General features: G+C 66.2%; 20 protein-coding genes, 1 tRNA gene and 1 pseudogene. 6 read left to right on the top strand and 16 right to left on the bottom strand.

The window, feature by feature from the left end:
- Window positions 1-48: 48 nt before the first annotated feature.
- From BM150_RS06725 to BM150_RS06685, 9 genes are all read right to left on the bottom strand, one after another.
- Complete coding sequence (locus BM150_RS06725) at window positions 49-612, bottom strand: type 1 glutamine amidotransferase (RefSeq protein WP_092925221.1); 564 nt, start codon at window positions 610-612, stop codon at window positions 49-51.
- A 15-nt stretch (window positions 613-627) separates the two neighbouring features.
- Window positions 628-1,428 (bottom strand): amino acid kinase family protein, encoded by an 801-nt coding sequence (locus tag BM150_RS06720; RefSeq protein ID WP_092925219.1) that lies wholly within the window; start codon window positions 1,426-1,428, stop codon window positions 628-630.
- On the bottom strand, window positions 1,425-2,480 hold the full coding sequence (gene argC / locus BM150_RS06715) for an N-acetyl-gamma-glutamyl-phosphate reductase (RefSeq protein WP_092925217.1): 1,056 nt from the start codon (window positions 2,478-2,480) through the stop codon (window positions 1,425-1,427). Before argC ends, BM150_RS06720 begins: the two co-directional genes overlap by 4 nt.
- Complete coding sequence (locus BM150_RS06710) at window positions 2,477-3,328, bottom strand: ATP-grasp domain-containing protein (protein ID WP_092925215.1); 852 nt, start codon at window positions 3,326-3,328, stop codon at window positions 2,477-2,479. The genes argC and BM150_RS06710 overlap by 4 nt, the downstream gene beginning before the upstream one ends.
- Before the next feature lie 28 nt (window positions 3,329-3,356).
- Window positions 3,357-3,545: a lysine biosynthesis protein LysW gene (locus BM150_RS06705; protein ID WP_092925617.1), complete on the bottom strand. Its 189-nt coding sequence runs from the start codon at window positions 3,543-3,545 to the stop codon at window positions 3,357-3,359.
- A gap of 113 nt (window positions 3,546-3,658) precedes the next feature.
- Window positions 3,659-4,762 (bottom strand): hypothetical protein, encoded by a 1,104-nt coding sequence (locus BM150_RS06700; protein WP_217641419.1) that lies wholly within the window; start codon window positions 4,760-4,762, stop codon window positions 3,659-3,661.
- 380 nt (window positions 4,763-5,142) lie between these two features.
- On the bottom strand, window positions 5,143-5,877 hold the full coding sequence (locus BM150_RS06695) for an aspartate racemase/maleate isomerase family protein (protein ID WP_092925211.1): 735 nt from the start codon (window positions 5,875-5,877) through the stop codon (window positions 5,143-5,145).
- Window positions 5,878-6,451: 574 nt separating this feature from the next.
- On the bottom strand, window positions 6,452-7,663 hold the full coding sequence (locus BM150_RS06690; RefSeq protein WP_092925209.1) for an MFS transporter: 1,212 nt from the start codon (window positions 7,661-7,663) through the stop codon (window positions 6,452-6,454).
- A gap of 214 nt (window positions 7,664-7,877) precedes the next feature.
- A complete protein-coding gene (locus tag BM150_RS06685; RefSeq protein WP_217641416.1) occupies window positions 7,878-8,552 on the bottom strand; it encodes a response regulator transcription factor in 675 nt (224 codons plus the stop codon).
- A gap of 594 nt (window positions 8,553-9,146) precedes the next feature.
- Here BM150_RS06685 and BM150_RS06680 point away from each other — a divergent pair.
- Window positions 9,147-13,127: a type I polyketide synthase gene (locus BM150_RS06680; RefSeq protein ID WP_092925205.1), complete on the top strand. Its 3,981-nt coding sequence runs from the start codon at window positions 9,147-9,149 to the stop codon at window positions 13,125-13,127.
- Window positions 13,128-13,301: 174 nt separating this feature from the next.
- Here BM150_RS06680 and BM150_RS06675 read toward each other — a convergent pair whose 3' ends face one another.
- The 5 genes and pseudogenes from BM150_RS06675 to BM150_RS06655 form a co-directional block, all read right to left on the bottom strand.
- Window positions 13,302-13,940, bottom strand: a complete 639-nt coding sequence (locus BM150_RS06675) for a TetR/AcrR family transcriptional regulator (RefSeq protein WP_092925203.1) — start codon at window positions 13,938-13,940, stop codon at window positions 13,302-13,304.
- Between the two features lie 397 nt (window positions 13,941-14,337).
- A pseudogene (locus BM150_RS25235) lies at window positions 14,338-14,616 on the bottom strand (IMP dehydrogenase); the annotation flags it as partial.
- A 260-nt stretch (window positions 14,617-14,876) separates the two neighbouring features.
- The gene (locus BM150_RS06665; RefSeq protein WP_092925201.1) at window positions 14,877-15,683 is read right to left on the bottom strand and encodes a methyltransferase domain-containing protein; all 807 of its coding nucleotides are present in this window, start codon (window positions 15,681-15,683) and stop codon (window positions 14,877-14,879) included.
- Entirely contained in the window at window positions 15,673-17,325 is a 1,653-nt protein-coding gene (locus BM150_RS06660; protein ID WP_092925199.1) for a radical SAM protein, read from the bottom strand. The genes BM150_RS06665 and BM150_RS06660 overlap by 11 nt, the downstream gene beginning before the upstream one ends.
- An 81-nt stretch (window positions 17,326-17,406) precedes the next feature.
- The gene (locus BM150_RS06655) at window positions 17,407-18,765 is read right to left on the bottom strand and encodes a dihydrolipoyl dehydrogenase family protein (protein ID WP_092925197.1); all 1,359 of its coding nucleotides are present in this window, start codon (window positions 18,763-18,765) and stop codon (window positions 17,407-17,409) included.
- A 318-nt stretch (window positions 18,766-19,083) separates the two neighbouring features.
- Here BM150_RS06655 and BM150_RS24900 point away from each other — a divergent pair, with 318 nt between their 5' ends.
- Window positions 19,084-19,212 carry a hypothetical protein gene (locus tag BM150_RS24900; protein ID WP_281243661.1) on the top strand — a complete coding sequence of 43 codons (129 nt, stop codon included), beginning with the start codon at window positions 19,084-19,086 and terminating at the stop codon, window positions 19,210-19,212.
- Here the strand turns inward: BM150_RS24900 and BM150_RS06650 are convergent.
- The gene (locus BM150_RS06650; RefSeq protein WP_245755314.1) at window positions 19,176-19,955 is read right to left on the bottom strand and encodes a methyltransferase domain-containing protein; all 780 of its coding nucleotides are present in this window, start codon (window positions 19,953-19,955) and stop codon (window positions 19,176-19,178) included. The genes BM150_RS24900 and BM150_RS06650 overlap by 37 nt on opposite strands.
- Before the next feature lie 246 nt (window positions 19,956-20,201).
- Between BM150_RS06650 and BM150_RS06645 the strand changes: the two genes are divergently transcribed.
- From BM150_RS06645 to BM150_RS06635, 3 genes are all read left to right on the top strand, one after another.
- Window positions 20,202-20,633, top strand: a complete 432-nt coding sequence (locus BM150_RS06645; protein WP_092925193.1) for a hypothetical protein — start codon at window positions 20,202-20,204, stop codon at window positions 20,631-20,633.
- A 141-nt stretch (window positions 20,634-20,774) separates the two neighbouring features.
- Window positions 20,775-21,527: a Crp/Fnr family transcriptional regulator gene (locus BM150_RS06640; RefSeq protein ID WP_092925191.1), complete on the top strand. Its 753-nt coding sequence runs from the start codon at window positions 20,775-20,777 to the stop codon at window positions 21,525-21,527.
- Window positions 21,528-21,613: 86 nt separating this feature from the next.
- A complete protein-coding gene (locus BM150_RS06635) occupies window positions 21,614-22,990 on the top strand; it encodes a dihydrolipoyl dehydrogenase family protein (protein WP_092925189.1) in 1,377 nt (458 codons plus the stop codon).
- Between the two features lie 294 nt (window positions 22,991-23,284).
- Here the strand turns inward: BM150_RS06635 and BM150_RS06630 are convergent.
- Window positions 23,285-23,368: transfer RNA gene (locus BM150_RS06630), tRNA-Leu, on the bottom strand.
- Between the two features lie 264 nt (window positions 23,369-23,632).
- Here BM150_RS06630 and BM150_RS06625 point away from each other — a divergent pair.
- On the top strand, window positions 23,633-24,270 hold a 638-nt coding region (locus BM150_RS06625; protein ID WP_139219477.1), incomplete at its 3' end, for a DUF3662 domain-containing protein.

The raw sequence follows: 24,270 nt of genomic DNA, 5'->3' as shown, positions 1-24,270 counted from the left end.
ATTTAACGAATTTCTGCCCGGTATCGCTCTCACGAAACGAAATCCGGTTCAACCGTAGAGCCGCGTGAATCCACGCAGTATCTCGAAACCGTCCTTGCGGAACTCCAGATGCGCCTGCGAACCGAATATTCTGCCGTCATCGGAGGCCATGAACTCCACGGGCGCCTGGTCGGAACGCCCGATGTTGCGGAATCCGGTTGGCACCTGATCCAGGTACAGCGTATGACGGTGGAACACCTTCACCGTGGGTTCGACGCAGGCGAACAGGGGCTCGTCGACATCCACCCGCGCGTCGTAGCTCCCGACACGCTGCTGCCCCTCGACCAACCTGCCGCCCGCGGCCATCGCCAAAAGCTGCATTCCACCACAGATACCGAGCACCGGAACACTGGAATTCATGACCAGGTCCACCAGCGGACGGTAGAATTCAGTGTTCCAAGCCCTGACCTTGGTCCCACTCAAAACGATGGCCTGATATCCGGAGGATAATCGGCTGGGAACCGAGGAGGTGTCGACAGTCTCGGTGGACGATCCCAGATCCTCGATTCGTCGCCGCAGCTGCGGCAACGACAGGGTTCCGTTGTTGACCATGAGCACCCGTGGAACGGACACGGAACGCTCCTCTCTTCACGTGGGGGTGATGACGGTCCCGGCTCGTTCCGCGAGCATCTCCGTCACGAGCGCGTTGCCCATGACGACGCTGCCTCCGCCGGACTCCAACGCCTCGCCCGCGGCACGCAGCTTCTTGCGCATGCCTCCGACCGCACCGCGGTCGCGGAAGGCGGCTGCGTCCTCGGCGCTGATGCGTCGGACCGGTTCCCCGTCGATCAGCAGGTGCTCCACATCGGTCACCAGCACCAATGAGGACGCCGAAGTAGCTCCTGCCACGGCGGCCGCGGCCCTGTCGGCGTCGGTGTTCACCTCATCGCCCTCGCCGTTGCGCGCCAGCGGAGTGACGATGTAGCAGTGTCCGACCGACAGGTTCTTCAGCACTTCCGGATCGACACCGGTGATCGGGCCGACCCGGTTGTCGATCTCGACGAGCTGTTTGTCCTGCCACCACCAACGCTCGGCTCGTCCGGCCCGGAGCAGACCGTCACTACCGAGCATTCGCTCACCGGTGATTCCGCGTGTCGCCAACCGCTCGAGGACCTGCTCGGCGAGTCGCTCACTGACCGTCCTGATGTCGCTGATCACTTCGGGAGTGGTCCACCGACTCTGATTGCCGTATCGATCCCGCAGCACGGCCGACGGGTCGGCGTGCCGCGGATCGAAACGCTTGAGCGGCTTGGACCAACCGTGTACCAGGACGAGCGGTGCGTCGTGTCCGTGTCGGGCGAGATCGTCCCACCAGGAATCGGACAGGTCGTCCAGGCAACTGCCGCCCAACTTGACCACGGTCGGAACGCGCGAAGCACGAGACGTCATGCCGGCATCACCGGTTGCATGGCCAGTCCTTTCTCCACCGGAAGACCGAAACGCAGGTTGACCGCTTGTACGCCCTGTCCGGCGGCCCCTTTGACGAGGTTGTCCAGCGCGGACAGAACGACGATGCGGCCGCCGTCCGGATCGACCATCGCGGTCAGATCGCAGAAGTTGGAACCCAGTACCGCCTGCGGATCGGGAACCGGGATGAGGGTTTCGTTGTGGCGTCGTACCCGGACGAAGGGGTGTTCCTTGTAGAACCGCAGAAATGTCCGGTGCAGTTCACGGGCGTCCACCGACTCTTCGGGAAACACGTAGCAGCTGGCCAGCAGTCCCCTGACGTGGGAAACCCCGTAGGCCGACATGCTCAACGATCCGATCCGCCCGGGCTTGGCGTGCTCGAAGAAGTCACTCACTTCCGCGGCGTGCCGATGCCCTGCGGGGGAATAAGCGGAAATGGCCCCGTCGCGGAGGGGGTGCAGATCGGCGGTCCGCGGTCGCAGACCACTTCCGCTGGAGCCACTCTTGCCGTCGACCACCACGTTTCCGAGGTCCAGGCCGAGCTCCAGTGTCAGCGGAGCCAACCCCAGGGTGATCGCGGTGGCGTAGCAGCCGGGCAGCGAGATCAACGAGGCATCGGTCAGCTGCTCACCGACGAGTTCCGGCACCCCGTAGACGACGCGGTCGGCGAGTTCGGTGGAACGCTCGACCGAGGGATACCAGCGCTGGTGGAGCTCGGAGTCCCGAATCCGGAACGCTCCGCTCAAATCGATCACGCAGGGAACCCGATCAGTCAGCTTCGTGGCCAGCTCGGCTGATACCGAAGCAGGGGTGGCGAGCAGTACGGCGTCACATCTGTCGGCGAGGTCCTCCGTTATCGGTTCGACGGCCAGTCCGACATCCGTACGCAGCCCCGGGTGGAGCTCCGCCGGTCTCCGACCGATGTTGGACGAACCGCCGAGAAAGGCGAGCTCCAGATCCGGATGCTGGGTTACCAGCCTGATCAATTCACCGCCGGCCAGCCCCGAAGCACCGACGATTCCGATACGGATCATCGCAGTTTCTCCTGCACATAGCTATTGATGGCATGGGTGAAATCGAGTCCGGTCGCCGAGGACACCGCACGGAAGGCGGGAGCGTGGTTGACCTCGTTGACCACGTAACCGGTCGGGGTGTGGAACAGGTCGATCCCGTAAATCCCCTCACCGAGCACACCCACGACTCGATCCACGATGTCCCGAACATCCGGTTCGTGCTCGAAAGCGCGGGTCCGACTGCCCAGTGCGGCGTTGCTGCGCCAGTCCTTTCCCGCTCCGGCGAACTCGGCGGTGGCGACCAGCTCACCACCGACGACGAAGCAGCGGACCGAGGTCCCCTCATCCAGGTAAGGCTCCACCAAGCCGGCTTGTTCGAATCCGTGTCCGAGGTCTTCGACGTAGTCGTAGACCGACTGCGCGGTGTCCGAGTGGCGCACCAGCGTCACCCGCTTTCCCATGCCGCCCAGAACCGGCTTGAACACCACTGGCAGTGGTATCTCGTCCAGTGCCGCGGTGAAGTCCCGGCGGGACAGCACCAGCCGGAAATCCGTCACCGGCACACCGGCGGTACGCAACAACGTCCGCAAGGACAATTTGTTCTCGCAGGCGTGGATGGCTGACGCGGAATTCATGGTGGGCATCTCGGATGCCTCGGTCAACGTCGCCAGTAACCCACCCCTGGTGTAACTGCGGCTGCGGATCAGCGCGGCGTCGTACTTTTTGATCAACTCGGCGTCCGGGTGCCCCAGGCACAAGGACTCGTCGTTGACCCACTCCATCCGCAGGCCGAACTCGGGCGCGGTGTGGATCAGCCGGCGTTCCTCCCAGCTGATCCGGTCCGCGACAATGGCGATATTGCCGCCCATCAACGGTCTCCTTTTATCGGCCGTTTTCTCACTCGCCCCAGTCGCGGAGCTGAACCTCGACCATCCGCAGGTCGAGAACCCCTTCGCTGATGCCCTCGACGCGAAGCGTGAGCATGCACTCGGGGCAGCCCATGGTCTCCCCGACCTCGATCGGCGGGGTGGTCACGCCGGTCTCGCACTCGGGGCACTCACCGGTCAGCGTCTGGATCGATGTCATGATTTTCTCCACACCTCTCGAAAAGGAAAACATTCGAACTGAAACAGGGCCGGAAACACCGGCGCACCGTGCCGCGGGAAAACTCGACCCGCACCGAGAAACGGAATCGCTCGCTAAGAGCGGAATTCCACGGCCGCCTTCCGGATCACGTCCTGATCGATGACGGGGAGGCCGTGATTCCGCTGGCGTTCGACGAGCCAGTCGACGAAGGAGTCGACGGCAAGGTCCTCACCCTCGTCACCGAGCGCCCATCGGACCAGCGGCGAGGTCAACCTGCTGCGGACGCGCAGCTGACGTACGTTACCGACGACCTCCGGGGCGATGGTCTCGTAGGCGTCCGGCCTGCTCAGCTGCCCCGGAAGCTCGTACGCGAAGGCGTGCGGGGCCGTGGGACCGGGTTGGAACGCCTCTCCGAGACCGGACCCGGCCAGTGCCAGGGCGGACAGGTCCGTGAGGTGGCGCAGATCGAACCGCGTATCACCGTGGATGACTCGAAGTGAGGTCAACACCTCGGCCAGCGGCGCGTTGCCACCGCGTTCGCCGATACCTCCCACGGTGGTCGAGATCCAGCGCGCACCGGCCCGATGGGCGGCGAGCGAATTCGCCACCGCCATACCCAGCATATGGTGCGAATGAATCTCGATTTCAGCGCCGTCGATCGAGGTCAGCTCCCGGATCTTGCTCTCCATCTGCCACGGGGACAGTGAGGCAACGGTCTCCGCGAGCCGAAAGCGGTCCGCGCCGGCCTCGAAACCGGCGGTCACGTAGGGAACCAGCCGTTCCGTTGGGGTACGGGCTCCGTCCTCGCCGCTGAAGGTGACGTGGAATCCCCTGGCCTTGGCGAGTTCTATGGCGGTACGGGCGAGAGTGTTCAAGTACTTGGCACTCGACGAGGCCAGCTTCAACCCCGCGTGCTCTTCCGAAGTCGGGATGGACAGCATCAGCGAGCGCACTCGTAGCCGCGCGGCCTCGTCCAACGCCTTCTCCACCTGCCGGCGGTCACGCACCACCACCAGCGTGAGAGCGCGCTCCGGTCCCACTCTCTCGTGTACCGCCTCGATCAGGTCAGCGTCCTTCGAGGAAGGGCCGGAGATCATACCCACCTCGACGAGCTCCACCCCGGTCTTCACCAGCAGGTCGGCGATGCGGGCCGCATCGCCGGGACCGAACTCGACGCCCGCCATGTGCGCCGAGTCCCGCAACGTCGCGTCGGACAAGTGGGGAAACGAGTTCGGCGGGACTGCCTCAGCCGCACTTCTCCCCGAACCCGACTCGGGATCAGAAATATCGCTTACCATTTCAAGAATACCTGAAAACCCCTTCTCGGCCGCCGGGGAGTTTCATTTGGAACAATCCCCAGAAAGAAAACCGGACTCTCCGGTTTCGGCCTCGCACCAACCATATTGGCAATCCTCGAACCTTCCCGCAAGACCAGAAAGGTCATGGTTGAGTCAACTTTCTTCAAGATAATTTTTCCCCAGGCAATGTTTCGTCCGCCACCGCGTAAAATTCGATTCACACCGGCCCGGGAGACGGCACACATCGCGGCGGCGAACGACCGAATGCCACCGATGGAGCCGGAGCTCGTGGCAGCGCACTACCGCTCGGGACGCAACCGGCGAAGAAGTGGGTGGAGCTCGCTCTCCTCGTGCGGCAGCGCGGTGACTTTCAGCCCCCACCAGACGCTGGCGAGATTGGACGTCAACAGCACCCGGTCGGTGCGGCGAGATAGTTGATCAAGAGCTTCCAGGGTGAACATCCCGGTGCCGGTGAACAGCAGGGGGCCGTCGTCGTCGATGTCACCACCACTCACCTCTTCGACGATCTTGTCGGTGGTCACCGAATACGGGTCGAAGCGGTCTCCCGCCGGTACCGGAATAACTCGATCGACGGTGATCCCGGCCTTTTCCCAGAAGCTCCGTGAGAGTTCGGTCAGCCAGGGCTCGTAAGGAGAGACCAGTGTCAGCTCAGTAATGCCGAGCGAAGCGCAGCAGGCGAGTATCGCCTGCGTCGAGGATTGCACCGGGAACCCCAGTCGACCGGAAAGTTGGTCACAGAAGTCCCGATCCCCCTCGGGATCGAGCAGATAGTGCGAGGCGCTGCAAGCGACGACGGTAGCGTCGAGCTCCAGTGACCCGAAATTGGACAGGATCTCGGGCAGAGCCACGTTCCAGGCGTGCAGAACTTGCTGCAACTCCTCTCCCACGACCAGTGGAAACCTGGAACTGTACACCCGCATAATATCGCCGGCAAGACGCGTGAATTCAGGCTCGACAGTGGGGTTCTCGGGAGGAACCACCACGCCGAGCCGCGGTAATGAGGAAAAATCCATGGTATTCACCACTCCGGGATCTCCAGTCACCCAGCGTCGCCGCGACATCAGTGTCCCTCGGAGTGGGATACCCTCTGACACCGCGCCCTTCCGTCGTCCCGGCGGAAGAGCATCGACGCGGTAATCTCGCTGGTTCGATCGAACGATCAATTCTTCGGGTCAATCGGAATGACTCCACGATCTGGAACAGGCGGGTACTACCCGCGGCCACGACTTCGCGACCCTGGCCGCGGGATCACCCGTTCGTCGACTCCACGATCTTTCTCGTGGTCGGCGGGAACGACCTCTCGGTTCCGGTACTCGGTCCGCACGGGGCCAGCGGCCCCGGAGGTGCGGCGGAAGATCCCGAAGGGACGCGGGGGCCGTCCGCCCGATGTGTCCAGTGACCATGTATCCGGCGACGTTGTGCCCGGCGACACCGTGATACGACCGGTGTCGGAGTAACCGACCACCGATCGAACCCCGGGGGTGGTCAGTCCACGCGCGTCGGTGCGCCCGACGCCGCGGACGCCGAAGGACACCCGCGAGACATCCCACCCCCGGAGCGGTCACGACAGGAGCTGACAAGGCCCCACTAGGCGGTTGTCCCGGTGTTCCCGGCCGGGAAGCCGCGGGTACGAGCGGCGAGCACGACGATCAACACCGGCACCAGGAGCGCGACAACGCTCCAGGGGAAGGCCGCGGCTCCGAGGGAACCGAGCAGAATCCCGCCTACGATACCGCCGCCCGCCATCGCGGCGTTCCACAACGTGACAAGCATGGCCAGCGCGGTGTCGCCGACCTCACCGCCCGCGTTGCCGACGGCCGTTTGCAGCAGCGTGGGGACACCTCCCCAACCCAGCCCCCAGAGCACGGCGGCGATGTAAACGAACACGGGTTGAGCCAGCACCGCCAGGATCGTGGCGGCCACGGCGACCAGAATGGTGCCACCGATCGTAAGGGCCCGGAGACGGCGGTCGATTTGCGCACCGACGATCCAGATGCTGAGCATGGATGCCACGCCGAAGACCAACAGCACGACGTCGATGGAGTCAGCTATGCCCACTCGCTCCAGGAAAGTCGCGATATAGGTGTAGAGAATGTTGTGCGCGAGCACGAAGACCAGCGTCACGAACAGTACCGCCAGGACTCCCGGATCCGTGAGGGCCCGTTTGATCGGCATACGACTACCACGCGGCTGGCCGGGGAAGTTCGGAACCATCGCCATGATCCAGCCGACCAGGACCACGGCAAGTGCCGACATGAGCGCGAAGGTCAGTTTCCAGCCGACGACCTTGCCGAGGAACGTACCCGCGGGCACTCCCAGCGACAGGGCGAGCGGAATACCGGCCATAACGATCGCGATCGACTTGCCCTGGAGGTTCTCCGGAGCCATGCGGCGGGCGTACGACGCCAGGAGCGACCACACCACGCCCGCGGCGACACCGGCTATGAAACGGGCGGCCATGGTCAGTGGATAATGCGACGAGATCGCCGTGATCGTATTACCGACGACGAAGCCCACGACACCGACCAGCAGCAGGTTCTTGCGACTCCACCCCACGGTGGCCGCGGACAACGGTACCGCGGTGAGCGCGGTGCCGAGAGCGTAGAGCGTCACCAACTGCCCTACCGCCGACTCACTGACATTGAGATCGGCACTCATGCCGAGCAGCAGCCCCGCCGGCAGTGTCTCGGTCAGGACTGTGATGAACGCGGCCGTGGCCAATGCCAACAGCGGCCCCATCGGGAGCCGTGTGGGCTTGTTCTCAGTATATGAATCATCGGACAGTTGCGTACTAGACATTCCAGTAAATCCAATCCTCGCACTACGGTTCGGAAGTATCTTTCAAGTGGGGTGATTCACTGCTCCCGCGAAACTGGCAACTCCTTCGATTTTCACTGCCGGTGGTCGCGCCGATTGCGAACCACCGCCCGATGGGCACAGCACAAAATTCGAGCCGGAAAATCCGGCGGTACCCGAAGAACGGGTACGACTCTCCAGTGACGATTCGAACGTTTCACTCCGCTGTGAAACAGAAACCGAATCCTCGTACGGTGTGGATCCAGTGACCGGAACCGAGCTTGCTCCGCAAACTGCTCACGTGCGTGTCTATGGTGCGACTGGGCCTCGTACTCGCCTTGTGGTTCATCGAATCCCCCCAGACCTCGGACATCAGTTGGTGCCGCGAGTGCACCACGCCGGGCCTACTGGCCAGCAGGAACAGCAGTTCGAACTCCTTCGGGGTGACCTCGATCCGCTCGCTCCCCAACCAAACCTGCCTGTTCGCGTTGTTGATCCGCAGTTGCCCCCGTGTGATCAACGGCTCGGCCAGTGAGTTCTGTCGCTCCACACGACGCATGACGGCGTCGATGCGAGCCATCAGCTCTCGGAACCCGTAGGGCTTGTCCAGGCAGTCGTCCGAACCCGCCTGAAGTCCCAACACCCGATCCGACTCGGTACCGCGCTCGGTAAACGCGATAACCGGCGTATTCGCCTCCGTAACCGTGCGGCAGACCTCCAAACCATCCATGTCGGGCAATTCCAGGTCGAGCAGCACGAGATCCACATCTTCGTAGATCTCCAACGCCTGGTTACCCGTATCGACTCCGACCACGTCGTAACCGTGTCTCCGCAATCCGTTGATCAGGGGGACGGCAACAGTTTCCTCGTTCTCGACGACAAGCAAACGCATGGTCACTCCAAAAATTCGCCATGCCGACCCGACGGTGGCAGCGCCTCTCATGCCACCGGAAAGTCACACAGCTAATCAGTTTCCCCAGTAGACGAACACCTCAAGCATGAATCAAACCAATCCGTGTTTTCGCACCGCGAACCGCGCGAGCACCGGTGAAAGTCCCTACATCCGTGGCGCGCGACTCGTCGTCGCGACACCGTTCATCTCCGTGCGTGGGTCGTGCGCCGAGCCCGGACACCCATCTTCGTTGGCCTCCAATCTGATTTTGAACTCTAGATCAAACTATCACCTTAGTGCATACTTTTTGTGATATAAATCACTTTTTTGGGGTATTGCCGTAAGCCGGCACGGTCTGGCTCACCCTCGAACCCGAGCTCCGTCACCGGTGAATGCCCTGGCAGTGACAGCTCCCCCCTGAGCACCGGGAGCGGCCGAGCCAAACAACTCCCCGGAAGCTCGTCCACTACGTGAATTACTTACTTGCATCTCTAGGATAAGTTTGTTCTAACGTTTAACTTTGGATTCCAATGCCCCACTGGTTCCCGGTATCAGTGGGACGTCACGATGTTTCACGACAAAGGGGTATAGGGCATGGACGGCTACACCAAGAGCCGCGAGGACGTGGCCATCGTGGGGATGGCCTGCCGTTTTCCCGGTGCCGATAGCGTCGATGACTACTGGGGGATACTCACGCGTGGAGTCGACGCGGTCACTGAAATACCGACGAGCCGGTTCGACATCGACAGCTACTACGACCCAACCCCCGCGACACCGGGCAGGACGGTGTCGCGAAGCGGCGGGTTCCTGTCGGGGATCGACGAGTTCGACGCCGAGTTCTTCCGGATCTCACCCAGAGAAGCCCGAGAAATGGATCCACAACAACGACTCGTACTGCACGGCGTGTGGGAAGCGCTCGAAGATGCCGGTATCCGCCCCTCCGAGCTGGCCGGAACTCGTACCGGTGTCATCGTCGGGCAGGCGACCGCCGAATACGCGAGCCTGTCCGAACACCGGGAGAACCTTCACGTGCACCGCGCCGCGGGCAGTGTACTGCGCACGGTCACGGCCGGACGTGTGTCACACGCGTTGGACCTGCGTGGCCCGAGTTTGGTGGTCGACACCGCGTGTTCCTCATCGCTGGTGGCCGTACACCAGGGATGCGAGAGCCTTCGATCCGGCGACAGTGATCTGGTGCTGGCCGTCGGAGTGAATCTGGTGCTGTCACCGAACGATGCGATCAGCTACTCCCAGGGGGACATGCTTTCCGCCGACGGCCGGTGCAAATTCGGCGACGCCAAGGCCGACGGATTCGTACGCAGCGACGGTATCGGAGTAGTCGTTCTACAACGTCGACAGGACGCGCTGCGGCAGGGAAATCCGATCCGCGCCTCGGTATTGGGAAGCACGATCAACAACGACGGAAACAGCAGCGGTCTGTTGTTGAAACCCGCTGTCACGGGGCAGCGGGATCTGGTGAGCACGGCTTGCCGACAAGCCGGCGTACATCCCGCCGAACTGGACTACGTGGAGGCGCACGGGAGCGGCACGGGTACCGGTGACGCGGTGGAACTGGAAGCACTGGCGCAGCTCGCGGGCGAACACGACCGAACCGGAGCACCGCTACCCGTGGGTTCGGTCAAGAGCAATATCGGACACACCGAGGCAGCCGCGGGTATCGCGGGCCTGATCAAGGCCACCCTGATTCTCGAGCGGGGGACGATTCCCGCCTCGCTGCACATGAGTACGCCGAATCGAACGCTGCGGGAGAACCCCGCTGTTCAAGTGGTCACCACGCCGAAGGAGCTCACGGCGACCACAGGTCGCGGAGTGGTGGGGGTGAGTTCGTTCGGGATCTCGGGCACGAACGCCCACGTCGTACTCGGTGCCGAACCCGCTCCGTCCCGATCCGCACCGGCGGTGACCGACACGGCGGAACCACACGTACTGGTTCTGTCGGCCCGATCACGATCGGCACTGCTCAGAACGGCGGCCCAGTACGCCGACTACCTTTCCACCGACGGTCCGGGAACTCAGCACCCGCTCCGCGACATCTGTCACACGGCGGCCACCAGGCGCGAGGCGCATCCGCATCGATTATGGGTGACCGGATTCACCCACGGCGAGTTGGCCGAAAGACTGCGGGACCTGGTGGAAGGCACCGAAACCCAGCACGGCGGTGTTCATCGGGTTTCCGCGGGAACAGCACCGAGCAGCGTGTTCGTATTTCCCGGCCAAGGTGGACAGTGGTCGGGCATGGGGCGTCGACTGCTCGAGGTCTCCCCCACGTTTCGCGAAGCACTGGTCGAGTGCGACCGAGCACTGCACCCGGAACTCGGCTGGTCGGTACTGGACACGCTGACCGAACCGACCGTCGCGGAGCACAACACCGCTGTCGAGATCGTTCAACCGTTGCTGTGGTCGATGCAAGTGTCCCTGGCTCGACTGCTGCGTTCCCACGGTATCGAGCCGAAGCTGTGTATCGGACACAGCATGGGTGAAGTGGCCGCCGCACATATCGCCGGATGGTTGTCCCTGTCAACGGCGGCACAGGTGATCGCACGTCGCAGCCGTCTGATGAAACGCTTGTCCGGTCGCGGCCTCATGCTCGCCACCGATCTCACCCCGGTCGAGGCACACACTTTGCTGACTTCGCAGAGCGAAGTCTGCGTAGCGGCGGAAAACGGGGCGAACAACACCGTGCTCTCGGGCGAGGCCGATGCCATTCACCGCATCGCCGACCGGCTGAACGCCCAGGGGAAATGGTGTCGCGAGATCAACGTGGACGTGGCCTCGCACTCCCCGCTCACCGACGAACTGCGGGATGATCTCCTGGACCAGTTGGCCGGGATCGGGGTGTCGGACTCCGGACATCGGATCCCGATGCTGTCGACGGTGCACGGCCGACCGGTCACCGACGAGGATCTCGATACCCAGTACTGGGCCGACAATCTCCGGCTGCCCGTCAGGTTCGCCGAATCCATCGACCGCGCGGCCCGGGAGGGCTCGGAGGTTTTCCTCGAGATCAGCCCCCATCCCGTCCTGCTGCCCGCCATCGCGGAAATCACGAGCGACATCAGCGACGGCGCGAGCGTCGTCGCCGCGCAGAACCGGAACACCGCCGAGGACCTGGCGATCGCCAAGACACTCGGACACGTCTTCTGCCTCGGGCTGGACGTGAAGTGGGAACACTGGTACCGCGCGCAAGCGCGGCACGTACGATTACCCACCTACGCGTGGGACCGGGAAAAATTCTGGCTCGACGACGCGAAACCCGTGGTGAACTCCGAAGCGACACGAGCGAACAGCACGCACTTCACTTTGGAACAGCTCGGCGTAACCGAATTGTGCCGAGGACTCGGTCAGGGCGGAATCACCGTCCTCCCCGCGGCCGCGTCGCTGGAAGCCGTCTACGCCGCCGTGCAACGGACCGTCACCACTCCGATGCATCATGCCGCGGCGATCCCGGTGCTCGAAGGAATCCAACTGTCCGAGGTCACCGTCGAAACAGCAGGGCTGGCCGAGGCGAGGTTGGAGGTCCGGATCGACGTAACCGCGCACACGGCCGAGGCACCGTTCAGCGTCCAGCTGCACGGCGACATCGACGGTGTCACCGGTTCGGGGACACAATGTATGACGGGTTGGGTACGTCTCGATCGGAACAGGCCCGCTCCCACCTCGAAGTCCGGGGAAAAGACACTCACGACGGCACTCGCCCGCTGCCGGGATTACGTCTCCGGCGAGCAGATTCACAGCAGCGCCGTCGAGCGGGGCATACGACTTCCGAGGGACTCCAGCGCACACGGGTGGCGCGCGGACGGAAACGCGGTACTGTGGCTCCATCCCCCGGTCGAATCACCGGGCAACGTGCTGGAAGCGCTGCTGCAACCACTGCTCATCGCCCACCCCGGTTCCACTGACGACACCGCCGTCCCGACGGGCTACGTACCCACTTCCTTCCACGAGATCACCTGGTACGCACATCCCGGTGAGAACGTTTGGAGCATCGCCCGCATCACCGAGCCCGACTCACCGAGCCCTTCGAGAGCGGACGTCACTGTTCTGGCCCCCGACGGCTCGCTGATAGCCGAGTTCCGCGGCATAACCCTCCTCAAACCGCCACGGTCACAGTCGGGGAAAGGCACGGAACTCGTCGGTCACCCCACCACGACGGAACGAGCGGGTCCGGACACCGACCACGAACATCATCACGGACGAACCGCTCCCACCGTCGACCGGAACACGGTACTGACCGAGATCGCCGCAGCACTGGGGACTTCTCCACGACACATCGATCAGCACAAGACACTGATCGAACTGGGGCTCGACTCGCTCATGGCGCTCCAGCTCCAACGCCGACTCGCCGCCGTCGGAATCAGCACGACGGCTCGAAGTCTTCTCCAGTCCGCCGACATCCGGCGACTGATCGCGGAAATCATCCCTGAGCACGCTCCGGAGGAAGAGTTCTCGAACCAGCCGAACGCGACGAGCATAAAAGAGTACATAGCCCTCGACGAGGGCAGCGCGAACGGCGAGCCCACCAGTGAGGCGCTGATTCACGCCCGCCCGGTGTGATGCGGTGATGGCACCCCGTGGGGAGGCGACCACGACCTGACCGCCTCCCCACGTTGTCGCGCCCAAAAGTGCGACTCGTACTCCGCGCTCCCGAATCGCCGGCTCGACGCCGATGAGGTGCCCCGGAGTGTGAATCGTCCACCACCACTCTCGGACCGCCGCGGCAGGACGAAACTATTGATTCGGCCTGATCAAAATTCCTTCCAGCACCACGCCCAGAATCCTGGAAAGCTCTTCCTTGGGCGGACGAGTGAACTCATCGGAACGGGACCACCGGTAAAGCGCGCCCAGGTAGACGTCACGAAGAATGTTTCCGATCTCCTGCGGGTCCACTGTGGGCTTCACCTGTTGTCGGTTTATGCCACGCCGGATGATCTCCGCGAACACCCCGGAAACATAAGGTTCTTCCGATATGGGGCTGCCGGCCCTGACCCACGCCATCAGCATCGAGGGAGTTACTTTCCACTCGTCCTCGTTCATCCTCCCCAAAGCTTCCATGCACCACTCGAGCTCAGCGACGACGTCCTCGGAGAAATTCGAGAGATCCGGGTCATGCGACTCGGCCATCCCCATGTACTCACGCAAACCTTCCCGGCGCTTCTGACCCCACCAGGAAACGAGGTCCTCCTTGCGGGGGAAATAGTTGAAAAAAGTCCCACGCGCGACGTCGGCGGCCTCCGCGATCTCGTCGACCGTAGTGTTGTCATAGCCCTGTTTCGCGAACAGCTCGAGGGCGCATTCGTAGAGCCGCTGCTTCGCTCGTTGCTTATGACGCTCACGCCGCCCGGACGAGGAACCGCTGACCGGATTCATGTCCGCCTCCTAACTCGGTCGCCCCCTCTCCAAATGTATGTACTCAAGTATAACATTACACTTCGGTATTACTGAATATGTACGTTGAGTGATGACAAACGCCGCGCGAGCTTCCTTCATTTGGCCGCTTGCCATCGGGCGGTCTCCGTCGGAGAGCGTAATCCTGTGGTGCCGACGAACGACACTTCGGAAAGTTCGGCGCCGCCGCGGCGACCCAGTTCCCCACGATCAGGGGAACAGCAACACAACGCCGCGGGTGACCACCCGCCCCGCTCCCGGTGGAACGCCCGGAAACAGGACCGCTCCTCCTGCCGTGTAACGAACCACACACCGCTGGCCCGGACCGCCGTCCGTTGCCACAACCGTCCACCGGGCGACCACACCGGCCACAACAGGCTCAGAAGGTGAGCATGGCCTTGACGGCGCGACGCTCGTCCATGGCCCGATAGGCCTCGGCCGCTTCGTCGAGCGGGAGGGTGAGGTCGAAGACCTTGCCGGGATCGATCCCGCGCTGCCAGATCAGGTCGACCAGCTCGGGCAGGAACCGGCGCACCGGGGCCGGGCCGCCGTGCAGGTGAATCTGGGAGAAGAACAGCTCCTGGTCGTTGAGTGTGACGTCGTGGCTGACCCCCACGAAACCGACGTGCCCGCCCGGACGGGTGGCCCGGATGCCCTGCTCGCCGGCTGGGCCGCTACTCCCGAGCACACCACCGAAACCACCCGCGGCGACGGTTACAACTGACGAATTCCCGCGAGCCGGCACGCGGAGCACAGCAGAAACACTCAATCGATCGACGCTCATCAGCACGACTCTGGTGGCGAAGAAACTTCGAGCTGAAACGTTCAGGGCGGCGGATAACCGCAGAAATGAGCGAATTGACGCGCCGCACAGCAATCAGACTGATCGGGCGCTCGGTTCGCCTTCGCCACGGTGGTTCAGGCTTTCGTGGCGGTCAGCAGGGCGTAGCCGAGGACGCCGTCCGCGACGGCCTCGGTGACGTCGCGGGTGCGCGCCAGCACGGCGTCCACGTCGACCCCCGAGTTCGCCAGGCGCTCGGGGGCGGTCATGCGCAGCAGCCTCAGGCGTGCCTCGATCCGGTCGACCATGTCGGTGAGTGCTCGATCGTGCCGTTCGGCGCGGGTGACGCGCAACCCCGCCCCGGCCAGTGTGGCGGTGTAGTCGTCGAGCGGGCGGGCGTCGGCCAGGCAGGCGATCCAGCCGGTCAGCCCCGCGAGCTCGTCGGGAAGCCCCGCGGACGAGACGGTGATGTCGGTGATGCCCACCCGACCGCCGGGGCGCAGCAGTCGGGCGAACTCGGCCGCGGCGGCGGGCTTGTCGGGGAAGGTGCACAGGGCGCACTCGCACACCAGCGCGTCGAAGGAATCCCCGGGCAGCGGCATCCGTTCGGCGTCACCGGTGTGGAACCGCACCCGCCCGGTGAGCCCGACCCGCTCGGTCGTCTCGCGCGCCCGCCGCACGGCCTCCGTCCCGAGGTCGACGCCGTCGACGACGGAACCGTACTCGGCGGCCAGCAGCCGGGCGGTGTCGCCGGGACCGGTTGCGACGTCGGCGACCCGCTCTCCCGGCCGCAGTCCGACCGCCTCGGCCAACGTCCGAGTCAGCGCGCGCCCGCCCGGGTGGTAGGACTCGCCGAGCACGAGCGCCACCACGTCGCGGCCGTAGGCCGTCGCGCAGCAGTGCTTGATCGTGTCGGGATCGGTGGGAGCACCTTCACTCGTCATGACCGCTTCCCCTCACCTCGGTGCCGGTCGAGTCGGCTCCCGAACGAGCACTACGCCGCTCGGCGGTGGTGGCCTCGGTATCGCGGGGGACGATTCTCGATCCGTACGGCGAGTCGGTGGTGATCCCGCGCAGCTCGGTCGAGTTGGGCACCACGCCGTCCACTTCCACCCCGGACTGCTCGGCGCGGACCCGCTCGCGGTAGCCGACGGAGTTGTAGGCGCAGAACGGGATCATCCGTCCGTCGGGGGTGATCTCCTCGACGCAGCACTTCATGAGCTGTTTGACGTTGAGGGTGTAGGGGTCCTGGAAGTCCTGCACCACGATCATGAAGGCCTTGTCGCCGAGTCCCCTGGCGGCTTCGGGCAGGTCGATTCCGCACGCCTCGCACTCCAGCTCGGCGGCGGTGGTGTCCAAATTGGTCTCGGTGGTCTCGGTCCCCGGAAACGCCGAGGCGCTCCACAACTTCTCCAGCGCCTCGCGCACCGCGTGGTCGGGCACCGCACGGTTGCTCACGTAGTCCAGGTATTCGTCCACATCGATCAGTCGAGGGATCGGCACGACGTCGGTGCGGTCCTCCTTGTGGTCGACCAGCAGGTAGGTGATCGAGCGGCAGGTGGGAAAGCAGCACGGCACGGGAACGAAGTCGTCCCCGCGCAGCCAGTCGGGGCACTGGTCGGCGACGTGCCCGATCACCTCGGGGTTGGTCAACCGGTTGAGCGGGTCGAACTCGGCGTGCCTGCCAGAATGAGTCACCGGCTGCAACGCGACCGAGCGCACCGCCGGGTGTTCGACGCCGAACCGGATGATGTCGCCGATCTCGTGTTCGTTGAGCCCCCGTTCCACGGCGGCGACCAGGGTGACGGTCAGCCCGGCCTCGGCGCAGTTGTCCAGGGCGCGCCGTTTGCGCTCGCGGAGGTCCTTGCCGCGGATCGCCAGGTGCGTGTCCCGGTCGAACCCGTCGAACTGCAGGTAGACGTTGATCCGCCTGCCGGGACGGTTGCGCTCTCCCAGCGCGTGCACGAACCGCTCGTCGGTGGCCAGCCGGATGCCGTTGGTGTTGAGGTTGACCGCCTTGATCGGCCGTCGCTGGGCCTGGTCGACGAAGTCGAGGATGTGCTTGTGGATGGTGGGCTCACCGCCGGAGAACATCACCACTTCCGGCTCGCCCTCGGCCTCGACGAAGATGTCGAGCATGTGCGCGCACTGCTCGGGGGTGATCGAGTAGCCGTCCGGCTGGTGCCCGGAGTCGGCGAAGCAGATCGGGCAGTCCATGTTGCAGTCGGTGTTGACCTCGATGATGCCCAGGCAGGCGTGCTGCTTGTGCTCGGGGCACAACCCGCAGTCCGAGGGGCAGCCCTCGGCCACCTCGGTCTGGAAGCGCAGCGGGATCGTGCCGGGTTTGTTGAACCGGGCGGAGTTCATGTAGGCCCGCGCGTCGCCGTAGACCAGGGCTTCGAACTCGCCGTGCTCGCGGCAGCGCTTGCGCAGGTAGACCTTGTCGTCGCGGAGGTTGACCTGCGCGTCGATCACCGTCTTGCACACGGGGCAGACGCTCCTGGTGAACTCCACGAACACCTCGTCGCGGTCCCGTTTGCGCCGAGCACGATCGCTCGGTCGCTCGCTCTCGGAGAGTTCGGTCATGGGGGAAGCACAGCAGTCCCCGGCCCGGTTCGCAGTGGAACTGTCGGCGACCGGACACTCTCCACGATCACGGCCGCGGTTTCAGCCCGCCGGACGGGCGGTACGTCCGCCGTGGGTACCGACGAACTGCGCGGCGGCCCGCTGGACCGCCATCGACCAGCTGGGGTAGGCGTGCACGGTCTGGGCCAGCCGCCCGGCGAACATGCCGGTACGCATCGCCAGCGCGGGCTCGTGGATCATCTCCCCGGCCCGCCGGGCCACGATGCTCGCCCCGAGCACCCGCCCTCCCCCGAGATGTCCGAGCGGTCCGCGCGGCCCGGCGAACAGCTTGACGACCCCGGCCTCCGCGTCGGCGGTCACCGCCCGGTCCACCTCGCTCATCGGCAGATAAGCCGTCCTGGCGGCGGTGTCGGCGAGTTCGTGCTCGGCGCGGCCGACGGTGGCGACCTCCGGGCTCGTGAACACCACGCGGGGAACCGAGTCCGGTTCGAAGGCGGGGCGCCGGGTGCGTCGGGTGCCTGCCAGCACCGCCACGCGCCCCATCGCGTAGGCCGCGTGGGTGTGGCCGAACACCCCCGTCACGTCACCGGCGGCGGAAACACCCCTCGCCGTGGTGGCCATGTGCCGGTCGACGAGCACGTGCCCCTGCCGGTCGGTCCGCACTCCCACGGTGTCCAGCCCGATTCCCTCGGTGTTCGGTCGACGTCCGGTGGCCACCAGCAACCGTTCACCGCGCACCGCCTCACCGTCGGCGAGTTCCACCAGGATCTTCCCGTCCGAGGAGCGCACCCGGCGGACCGGTGCGCCGGTGCGCAACCGCACGCCGTCGGTCCGCAGCGCCCGGGCGAGCGCCTCGGAGGCCTCGGCGTCCACGCCGGGCAGCAGCCGTGGTGCCCGTTCGACCAGGGTCACGCCCACCCCCAGCCGGGCCAGCGCCTGGGCGAGCTCGCATCCGACCGGTCCCCCGCCGAGCACCACCAGCGAGGTGGGTGGGTCCACCAGGTCGAACACGGTGTCGCTGGTCAGGTACTCGACCTCGCCCAACCCCGGCACCGGGGGAACGGCGGGACGAGCCCCAGTGGCGAGCACCACCCGCCGGGCACTCCTGCGGTGGCCGTCGATCTCCACCGCGCGTTCGGCCACGAACCGCGCCCGCCCCCGCACGACGTCGATGCCCTCCGACCGCAGCACGTGTTCGTCCTCGGTGGCGGCCACCCGCGAGACCGTCCGCCGCCCCCGGGCCACGGCCTCGGAGAACGACGGTCCCGCATCGGCGGCCTCGATCAGCGTCTTCGACGGCACGCAACCGGTGAACGTGCAGTCGCCACCCGGTGCGCCCTCGGAAACCAGCGTCACCCGCATCCCCGCCCGGTGCGCGGTGTTCGCGGCGGCCAGCCCGGCCGCCCCACCACCGAGCACCAGCACCTCGCCGTGGGTCATGGCTCCTAGCGCACCACACCACCGCGCGATCCGACACGCGAAGTGTCCGGCCGCTGACACCGATCGCCACGAACGAAAGCGGAGAGCGGTCCCCAACGGCCTCGGCGCGGCGAGGACCACGGCACGGGAAGTTGTCATCGTGCCGACACTCACCTCGCCAACGCCGCGCACGGCCGGTTGACCGGTGGTTGTCCTGGAGCCCGAAGGAGTCGTTCCGGTGCGATGTGCCGAGGCTGTGGTGGGTACGGGAACTGGTCGGCCCGAGAAGGACGAGTGCCCGCCGACGGCCGAATCGGCCTCCCCCGCCGGGAGGAAACAGTGACCCGACCACTCCGACGCCGAACCCCGGCACGCAGCTCCGCTCGGCTGCCCGGTGTCCTGCTCATCGGAACCGCCACCTACGCGGCCCGCTACGGACTGACCACGTGGCTGGGCACCCTGGCCTGAGGCCGGGCCACGATCCGGCGCAGCGGCATCGGCAGTGCGCGGACCGACTCCGCCACGGCCGCCGCCACGCGCGGATCCGTGGGGCGGGACGGAGGACGGGCGGGATCGTAGAGGCTCTCCAGCAGCACCGCGGCGTCCTCCGGTGACTGCAGCGGGAACGAGAACACGCGGCGTTCGGAGTCGAGCACCTCGAAACCGGCGCGGTCGAGCACCCCGCCGAGGTGTTCGCGGGCACGGGGGTTCGGCCAGCGCGGGGCCGGGACCCCCGCGGCGCGCAGCACCCGAAGCCACGCGAACCAGCCCGCCGGGTCGAGGCCGATCCGCGCGGGCACCAGTGCCACCAGCGCACCGCCGGGCCGCAGCACCCGGCGGATCTCGTCGAGCACGACCGGCAGCGGCAGCGCCATCGCCGCGCACACCGCCCCGGCAGCCCCGGTGGCCACCGGCAGCGCGTCCGCGCGTGCCCGCACCAGCGGTCCACGCCCCGCCCCGGCGGCAGCGGCCAGCTCCTCGGCGCTGTGGTCCACCCCCACCCACCGACGCTCGCGCAGCCACGGCCGCGTGGGGGCCGAGCCGCAGGCCAGATCCACGACCAACCCGCTCCCGAGTTCGCGGAGCGGTGCCGTCACCCACTCGTACGGATCGTCGTCCAGCCGCGCGAACACCCGCTCGGTCACACCGGGCCGATGCGCGTGGAACGCGGCGAGGTAGCCCCGCCAGTCCTCACGTTCACCCACGCTCACGACATGCCCCGAAGCGGCCGACGGAAAAACCCGGCCGAAGGTGTCACCAGGCTGACACTCCCCACCCCGGTGGAGGACACATGCGCTGCACTGGGCGATGTGACCGGCGGCACGAACCAACATCTGCCGGGACGGGTCGGTTCACACGGACTGAACACCCGTGCGGAAGGGACTTCCGCCAACGGTTTCGCTCCCCGTCCTCCGGGAGCGGACTCGTGGCTACTCAGCGATGAGGGGGGAGCGACCATGTCCACCACCACACACATGCCGACCAGGCTGGTAACCGGCGCGCTGTCCGGCGCGGCAGCCGGGATCGGTGGCGGCATCGTGTTCGGAGCACTGATGGCGATGACGGGGATGTTGACCATGATCGCGGGCCTGGTCGGGGCGAGCGGTCCCGTGATCGGCCTGGTGGTGCATCTGGTCATCTCCGCCGGGATCGGAGCGGGTTTCGGGGTGCTTGCTCCGCACGCACGGCTGTGGCGCCTGTTCGGCTACGGGCTGCTGTACGGACTCGCCTGGTGGGTTCTGGGGCCGCTGGTGCTGATGCCCGCCATGCTCGGCATGCCGATCCTGCAACTCGGCGCCACCGCGCTGCCGTCGCTCATCGGCCACCTGCTCTACGGCGCGGTCACCGCGCTGGTGCTGTACGGCATCCGTCACAGGACCGCCCACTGAGCACGCATCACCTCTACCGCCGGATCGCCTCGTCCCGTGAGGCGATCCGGTTCGCGCCGCCGCGAAACGACCGAGGCCCGAGGGGATCTCCTCGGGCCGATCGGAGCCCCGGTAGCCGGCGTTCGGTGCCATGATGACCCCATGACCTTCTCCCGCCTGTCGAGCGCGGCGCTGGACCGAGCCGTACGGGCCCTGGGCCCGGGCGACGAGGCGCAGCTGGCCGTCCGGCAGGCCGCGTGGGTGGCACGTTGCGTCGGGCGTGGGGAGGCCGCACCGCTGCGGCCGGACGACCTCACCGCACTGGCGACGTTCCTGCGCACCCGGCACGTGTCCCGGCATGCCCCGCTGTTCCACGGTGGTTCCGCACCCGCCGGGGTGTGGATCGTCCGGGAGGGCCGGGTGGAGCTGTCGGTGAGTTCGGGCAGGCGGCGCTCGGTGGTGCACGTGCTGCGGCCCGGCGACGTCGACGGCGACATCCAGCACCTGCTGGAGATGATCCTGCCCTACACCGCCCGGGCGCTGGAGGACGCCACCGTCCTGTTCCTGTCCGCCGCGGACTTCGAGCGGTTGCTCGGACAGCACCCGGCGATCCTGCGACGCTGGCTGTCCAGCGTCGCCCAGCGTCCGGCGACCAGCCAGCAACGGGTGATCGGACTGCTCGGCCGCTCGCTGCCCCAGCAGGTCGCCCAGCTGCTGCTCGACGAGGCCGCCGAGGACCGCGTCCCGCTGCCCCAGCGGACCCTGGCCGCCATGGTCGGTGCGCAGCGCCCCTCACTGAACAAGATCCTCAAGGAGTTCGAGGCCCGCAAACTGATCACCGTACGTTACGCGGCCATCGAACTCCACGACATCGCCGGACTGCACCGCGTCCTGGAACAGGAGCCCGGCCAGTAGCGCTCCGGAACCTCGCTCCGCCGTGCGTACTCGCCGTTCCGATGCTGGGCTGAGCGCGACAGGGATGCCTAGCCGAGGGGGCGGAGATGGCGGAGGACGAGGTCGATGCCGTGGTGGTCGGCATGGGTCCGGGTGGCGAGGACGTCGCCGGACGACTGGCCACGGCGGGACTGCGCGTGGTCGGCGTGGACAACCGCCTGGTCGGGGGCGAGTGCCCCTACTACGCCTGCATTCCCACCAAGATGATGGTCCGCGGGGCCGGTGCGCTCGCCGAGGCCGGACGGGTTCCGCTGCTCGCGGGAACGGCGTCGGTCCAGCCGGACTGGACCCCGGTCGCCGATCGCATCCGCGACGAGGCCACCACCGGATGGGACGACCGGGCCGCCGTGCGGCGCTTCGAGGACACCGGAGGGCGGTTCGTGCGCGGTACCGGTCGGCTGACCGGCCCCGGCGAGGTCACCGTCACCACGGCGGAGGGGGATCGGGTCTTCCGCCCTCGCCGGGCGATCGTGCTCAACCCCGGTACCGATCCCGCCGTGCCGCCGATCGACGGGCTACGGGAGAGCCCCTTCTGGACCAACCGGGAAGCGGTGCGGGCCCGCTCGCTGCCCGGTTCGGTGGTGGTACTCGGCGCGGGTCCCGTGGGGATGGAGTTCGCCCAGGTGTTCGCACGGTTCGGCGTCGAGACCACCGTGGTCGAGGCCGCGCCGCGAGTGCTGCCGGGCGGCGAACCCGAGGCCTCCGAGAGCATCACCGAGGTGTTCACCGCCGAGGGGATCACCGTGCACACCGGCACCTCCGCACGACGCGTGGGTCACCACGACGGCCGGTTCACCGTGGAACTCGACTCCGGGGAGAGTCCTTCGGCCGAACAACTGCTGGTCGCCACCGGGCGCCGCACGGACCTCGCCGCGCTGGGGGTGGGATCACTCGGGCTCGACGAGGCCGCGAACACCATCGACGTGGACGAGCGGATGCGCGCCGCCGACGGGGTGTGGGCCATCGGTGACGTCACCGGTCACGGTGCCTACACCCACACCTCGGTGTACCAGGCACGCATCGCCGCCGACGACATCCTCGGCGATGGTGCGGAGACCGCGGACTACCGGGCCATGCCCGCCGTCGCGTTCACCGACCCCGAGGTGGCCTCCCTCGGGCTCACCGAGGACCAAGCTCGCCGAGCGGGCTTCCCCGTGCGCACAGCGGTCACGGGAATTCCCTCCTCGGCCCGCGGCTGGATCCACAAGGCCGGTAACGAGGGGCTGATCAAACTGGTGGCCGACACCGAGCGCGACATCCTGCTCGGCGCCACCGTGGTCGCACCGCTGGGCGGCGAGATCCTCGGCGCGTTCACCGTAGCCGTCCACACCCAGGTGCACCTCGCCCAGCTCCGCCGGATGATCTTCGCCTACCCCACCTTCCACCGGGCGATCGAGGCCGCCCTCGACCAGCTCGTCGAGTGACACCGGGCCACGAGGAACCGGCCCCGGTACGGACGGAGCACTGCCACAGTGGACACACCAAACCCAGGCACCCGCCGGGAACAAGGCGAAAACACCACCAATGGAGTGACACTCGAAACACTCCACCACCCCGAGAACCCCGCCACGGCGCGAAAAGCCGGACGCGGCACACCCCAGAACACACAAAAAATCGGGGAGAGCCCCGCCTTCAGCGAAGCTCTCCCCGATCATCACGATCAAGTCGACGACTCATTGTGTCGGTTACCCGACACCCATTGTGTCGTCGGCCCTCGGTGGGCGAGGGGGGAGTTGAACCCCCACGTCCTTTCGGACACACGGACCTGAACCGTGCGCGTCTACCTATTCCGCCACCCGCCCGTGGGCTTTTCCGTTGTAATCTCACTCTACAACACTCGGATCCGATCCCCTCAACGGGGGTCCTCGTCCGAAGCGCCGTACCGACCGTGAGCGATCGGTACAATCGGCCCGCGGAAGCGTGTTCCGCACCGGCCCGATCAGGCTAACACAGCCGGGTCACCGGAATCCCGCGGGGTGCGCCCCCGCTCGGAACTAGTAGCTGTAACGGCTCGTCGCGCCAGATACGATGGTACGCAAGAGTCGAGAGTATGGAGGGGGATTGCCGTGGGCCTCGTGCAGCGCTTCGAGCGCAGGCTCGAAGGCATCGTCGGCAACAGCTTCGCGCGGGTGTTCGGCGGCAAGGTCGTTCCCCAGGAGGTCGCGCAGTCACTGCAGCGGGAAGCCGAGTTGCAGGTGCGCGAACTCGCGGGCGGCAGATTGCTGGCGTGCAACCACTACGTCGTGCAGCTGAGCCCCACCGATCACGATCGACTCATGGAGGACGAGAATCGGGTCACCGATCTTCTCGCCGACTGCGTTCAGGAGCATCTCACCGAGCAGCGGTGGGACACATATGGTGACGTCGTAGTCTCCCTGGAGCGCTCTGAGACGCTGCACACGGGACAGTTTCGAATAAGCTCGTCCGTCGACCCCGACGTAAGCCGACGGCCGGCAACACCTCGTACCGCAGGAGACCGACCCATGAGCCAGCCACCAGGCCAATATCCCCAGGGGGATCCGTACGGCCAGCAGGCGCAGTACGGCTACGACCAGGGCCAGTACGGGCAGGACCCGAACTACGGCTACGGCCAGCCCGGTTATGACCAAGGCTACGGTCAGCCCGGCGGCGGATACCCCCAGTCCGGTGGCTTCCCCGACCAGGGCTACGGCCAGCCCGGTTATCCCCCGCCCCCTCCGGCCTA

This window comes from Actinopolyspora alba, assembly GCF_900112765.1.
Lineage (GTDB): Bacteria > Actinomycetota > Actinomycetes > Mycobacteriales > Pseudonocardiaceae > Actinopolyspora > Actinopolyspora alba.
The sequence above is the reverse complement of the archived record's forward strand: the minus strand, read 5'-3'. Positions and strand labels throughout refer to the sequence as shown.

Bases quoted from the DNA above. Each gene is read 5' to 3' on its own strand.
- BM150_RS06720 (WP_092925219.1), bottom strand. From the start codon at position 1,428: ATGACGTCTCGTGCTTCGCGCGTTCCGACCGTGGTCAAGTTGGGCGGC.
- argC (WP_092925217.1), bottom strand. From the start codon at position 2,480: ATGATCCGTATCGGAATCGTCGGTGCTTCGGGGCTGGCCGGCGGTGAA.
- BM150_RS06710 (WP_092925215.1), bottom strand. From the start codon at position 3,328: ATGGGCGGCAATATCGCCATTGTCGCGGACCGGATCAGCTGGGAGGAA.
- BM150_RS06705 (WP_092925617.1), bottom strand. From the start codon at position 3,545: ATGACATCGATCCAGACGCTGACCGGTGAGTGCCCCGAGTGCGAGACC.
- BM150_RS06695 (WP_092925211.1), bottom strand. From the start codon at position 5,877: ATGGATTTTTCCTCATTACCGCGGCTCGGCGTGGTGGTTCCTCCCGAG.
- BM150_RS06690 (WP_092925209.1), bottom strand. From the start codon at position 7,663: ATGTCTAGTACGCAACTGTCCGATGATTCATATACTGAGAACAAGCCC.
- BM150_RS06685 (WP_217641416.1), bottom strand. From the start codon at position 8,552: ATGCGTTTGCTTGTCGTCGAGAACGAGGAAACTGTTGCCGTCCCCCTG.
- BM150_RS06680 (WP_092925205.1), top strand. From the start codon at position 9,147: ATGGACGGCTACACCAAGAGCCGCGAGGACGTGGCCATCGTGGGGATG.
- BM150_RS06675 (WP_092925203.1), bottom strand. From the start codon at position 13,940: ATGAATCCGGTCAGCGGTTCCTCGTCCGGGCGGCGTGAGCGTCATAAG.
- BM150_RS06665 (WP_092925201.1), bottom strand. From the start codon at position 15,683: ATGACGAGTGAAGGTGCTCCCACCGATCCCGACACGATCAAGCACTGC.
- BM150_RS06660 (WP_092925199.1), bottom strand. From the start codon at position 17,325: ATGACCGAACTCTCCGAGAGCGAGCGACCGAGCGATCGTGCTCGGCGC.
- BM150_RS06655 (WP_092925197.1), bottom strand. From the start codon at position 18,765: ATGACCCACGGCGAGGTGCTGGTGCTCGGTGGTGGGGCGGCCGGGCTG.
- BM150_RS06645 (WP_092925193.1), top strand. From the start codon at position 20,202: ATGTCCACCACCACACACATGCCGACCAGGCTGGTAACCGGCGCGCTG.
- BM150_RS06640 (WP_092925191.1), top strand. From the start codon at position 20,775: ATGACCTTCTCCCGCCTGTCGAGCGCGGCGCTGGACCGAGCCGTACGG.
- BM150_RS06635 (WP_092925189.1), top strand. From the start codon at position 21,614: ATGGCGGAGGACGAGGTCGATGCCGTGGTGGTCGGCATGGGTCCGGGT.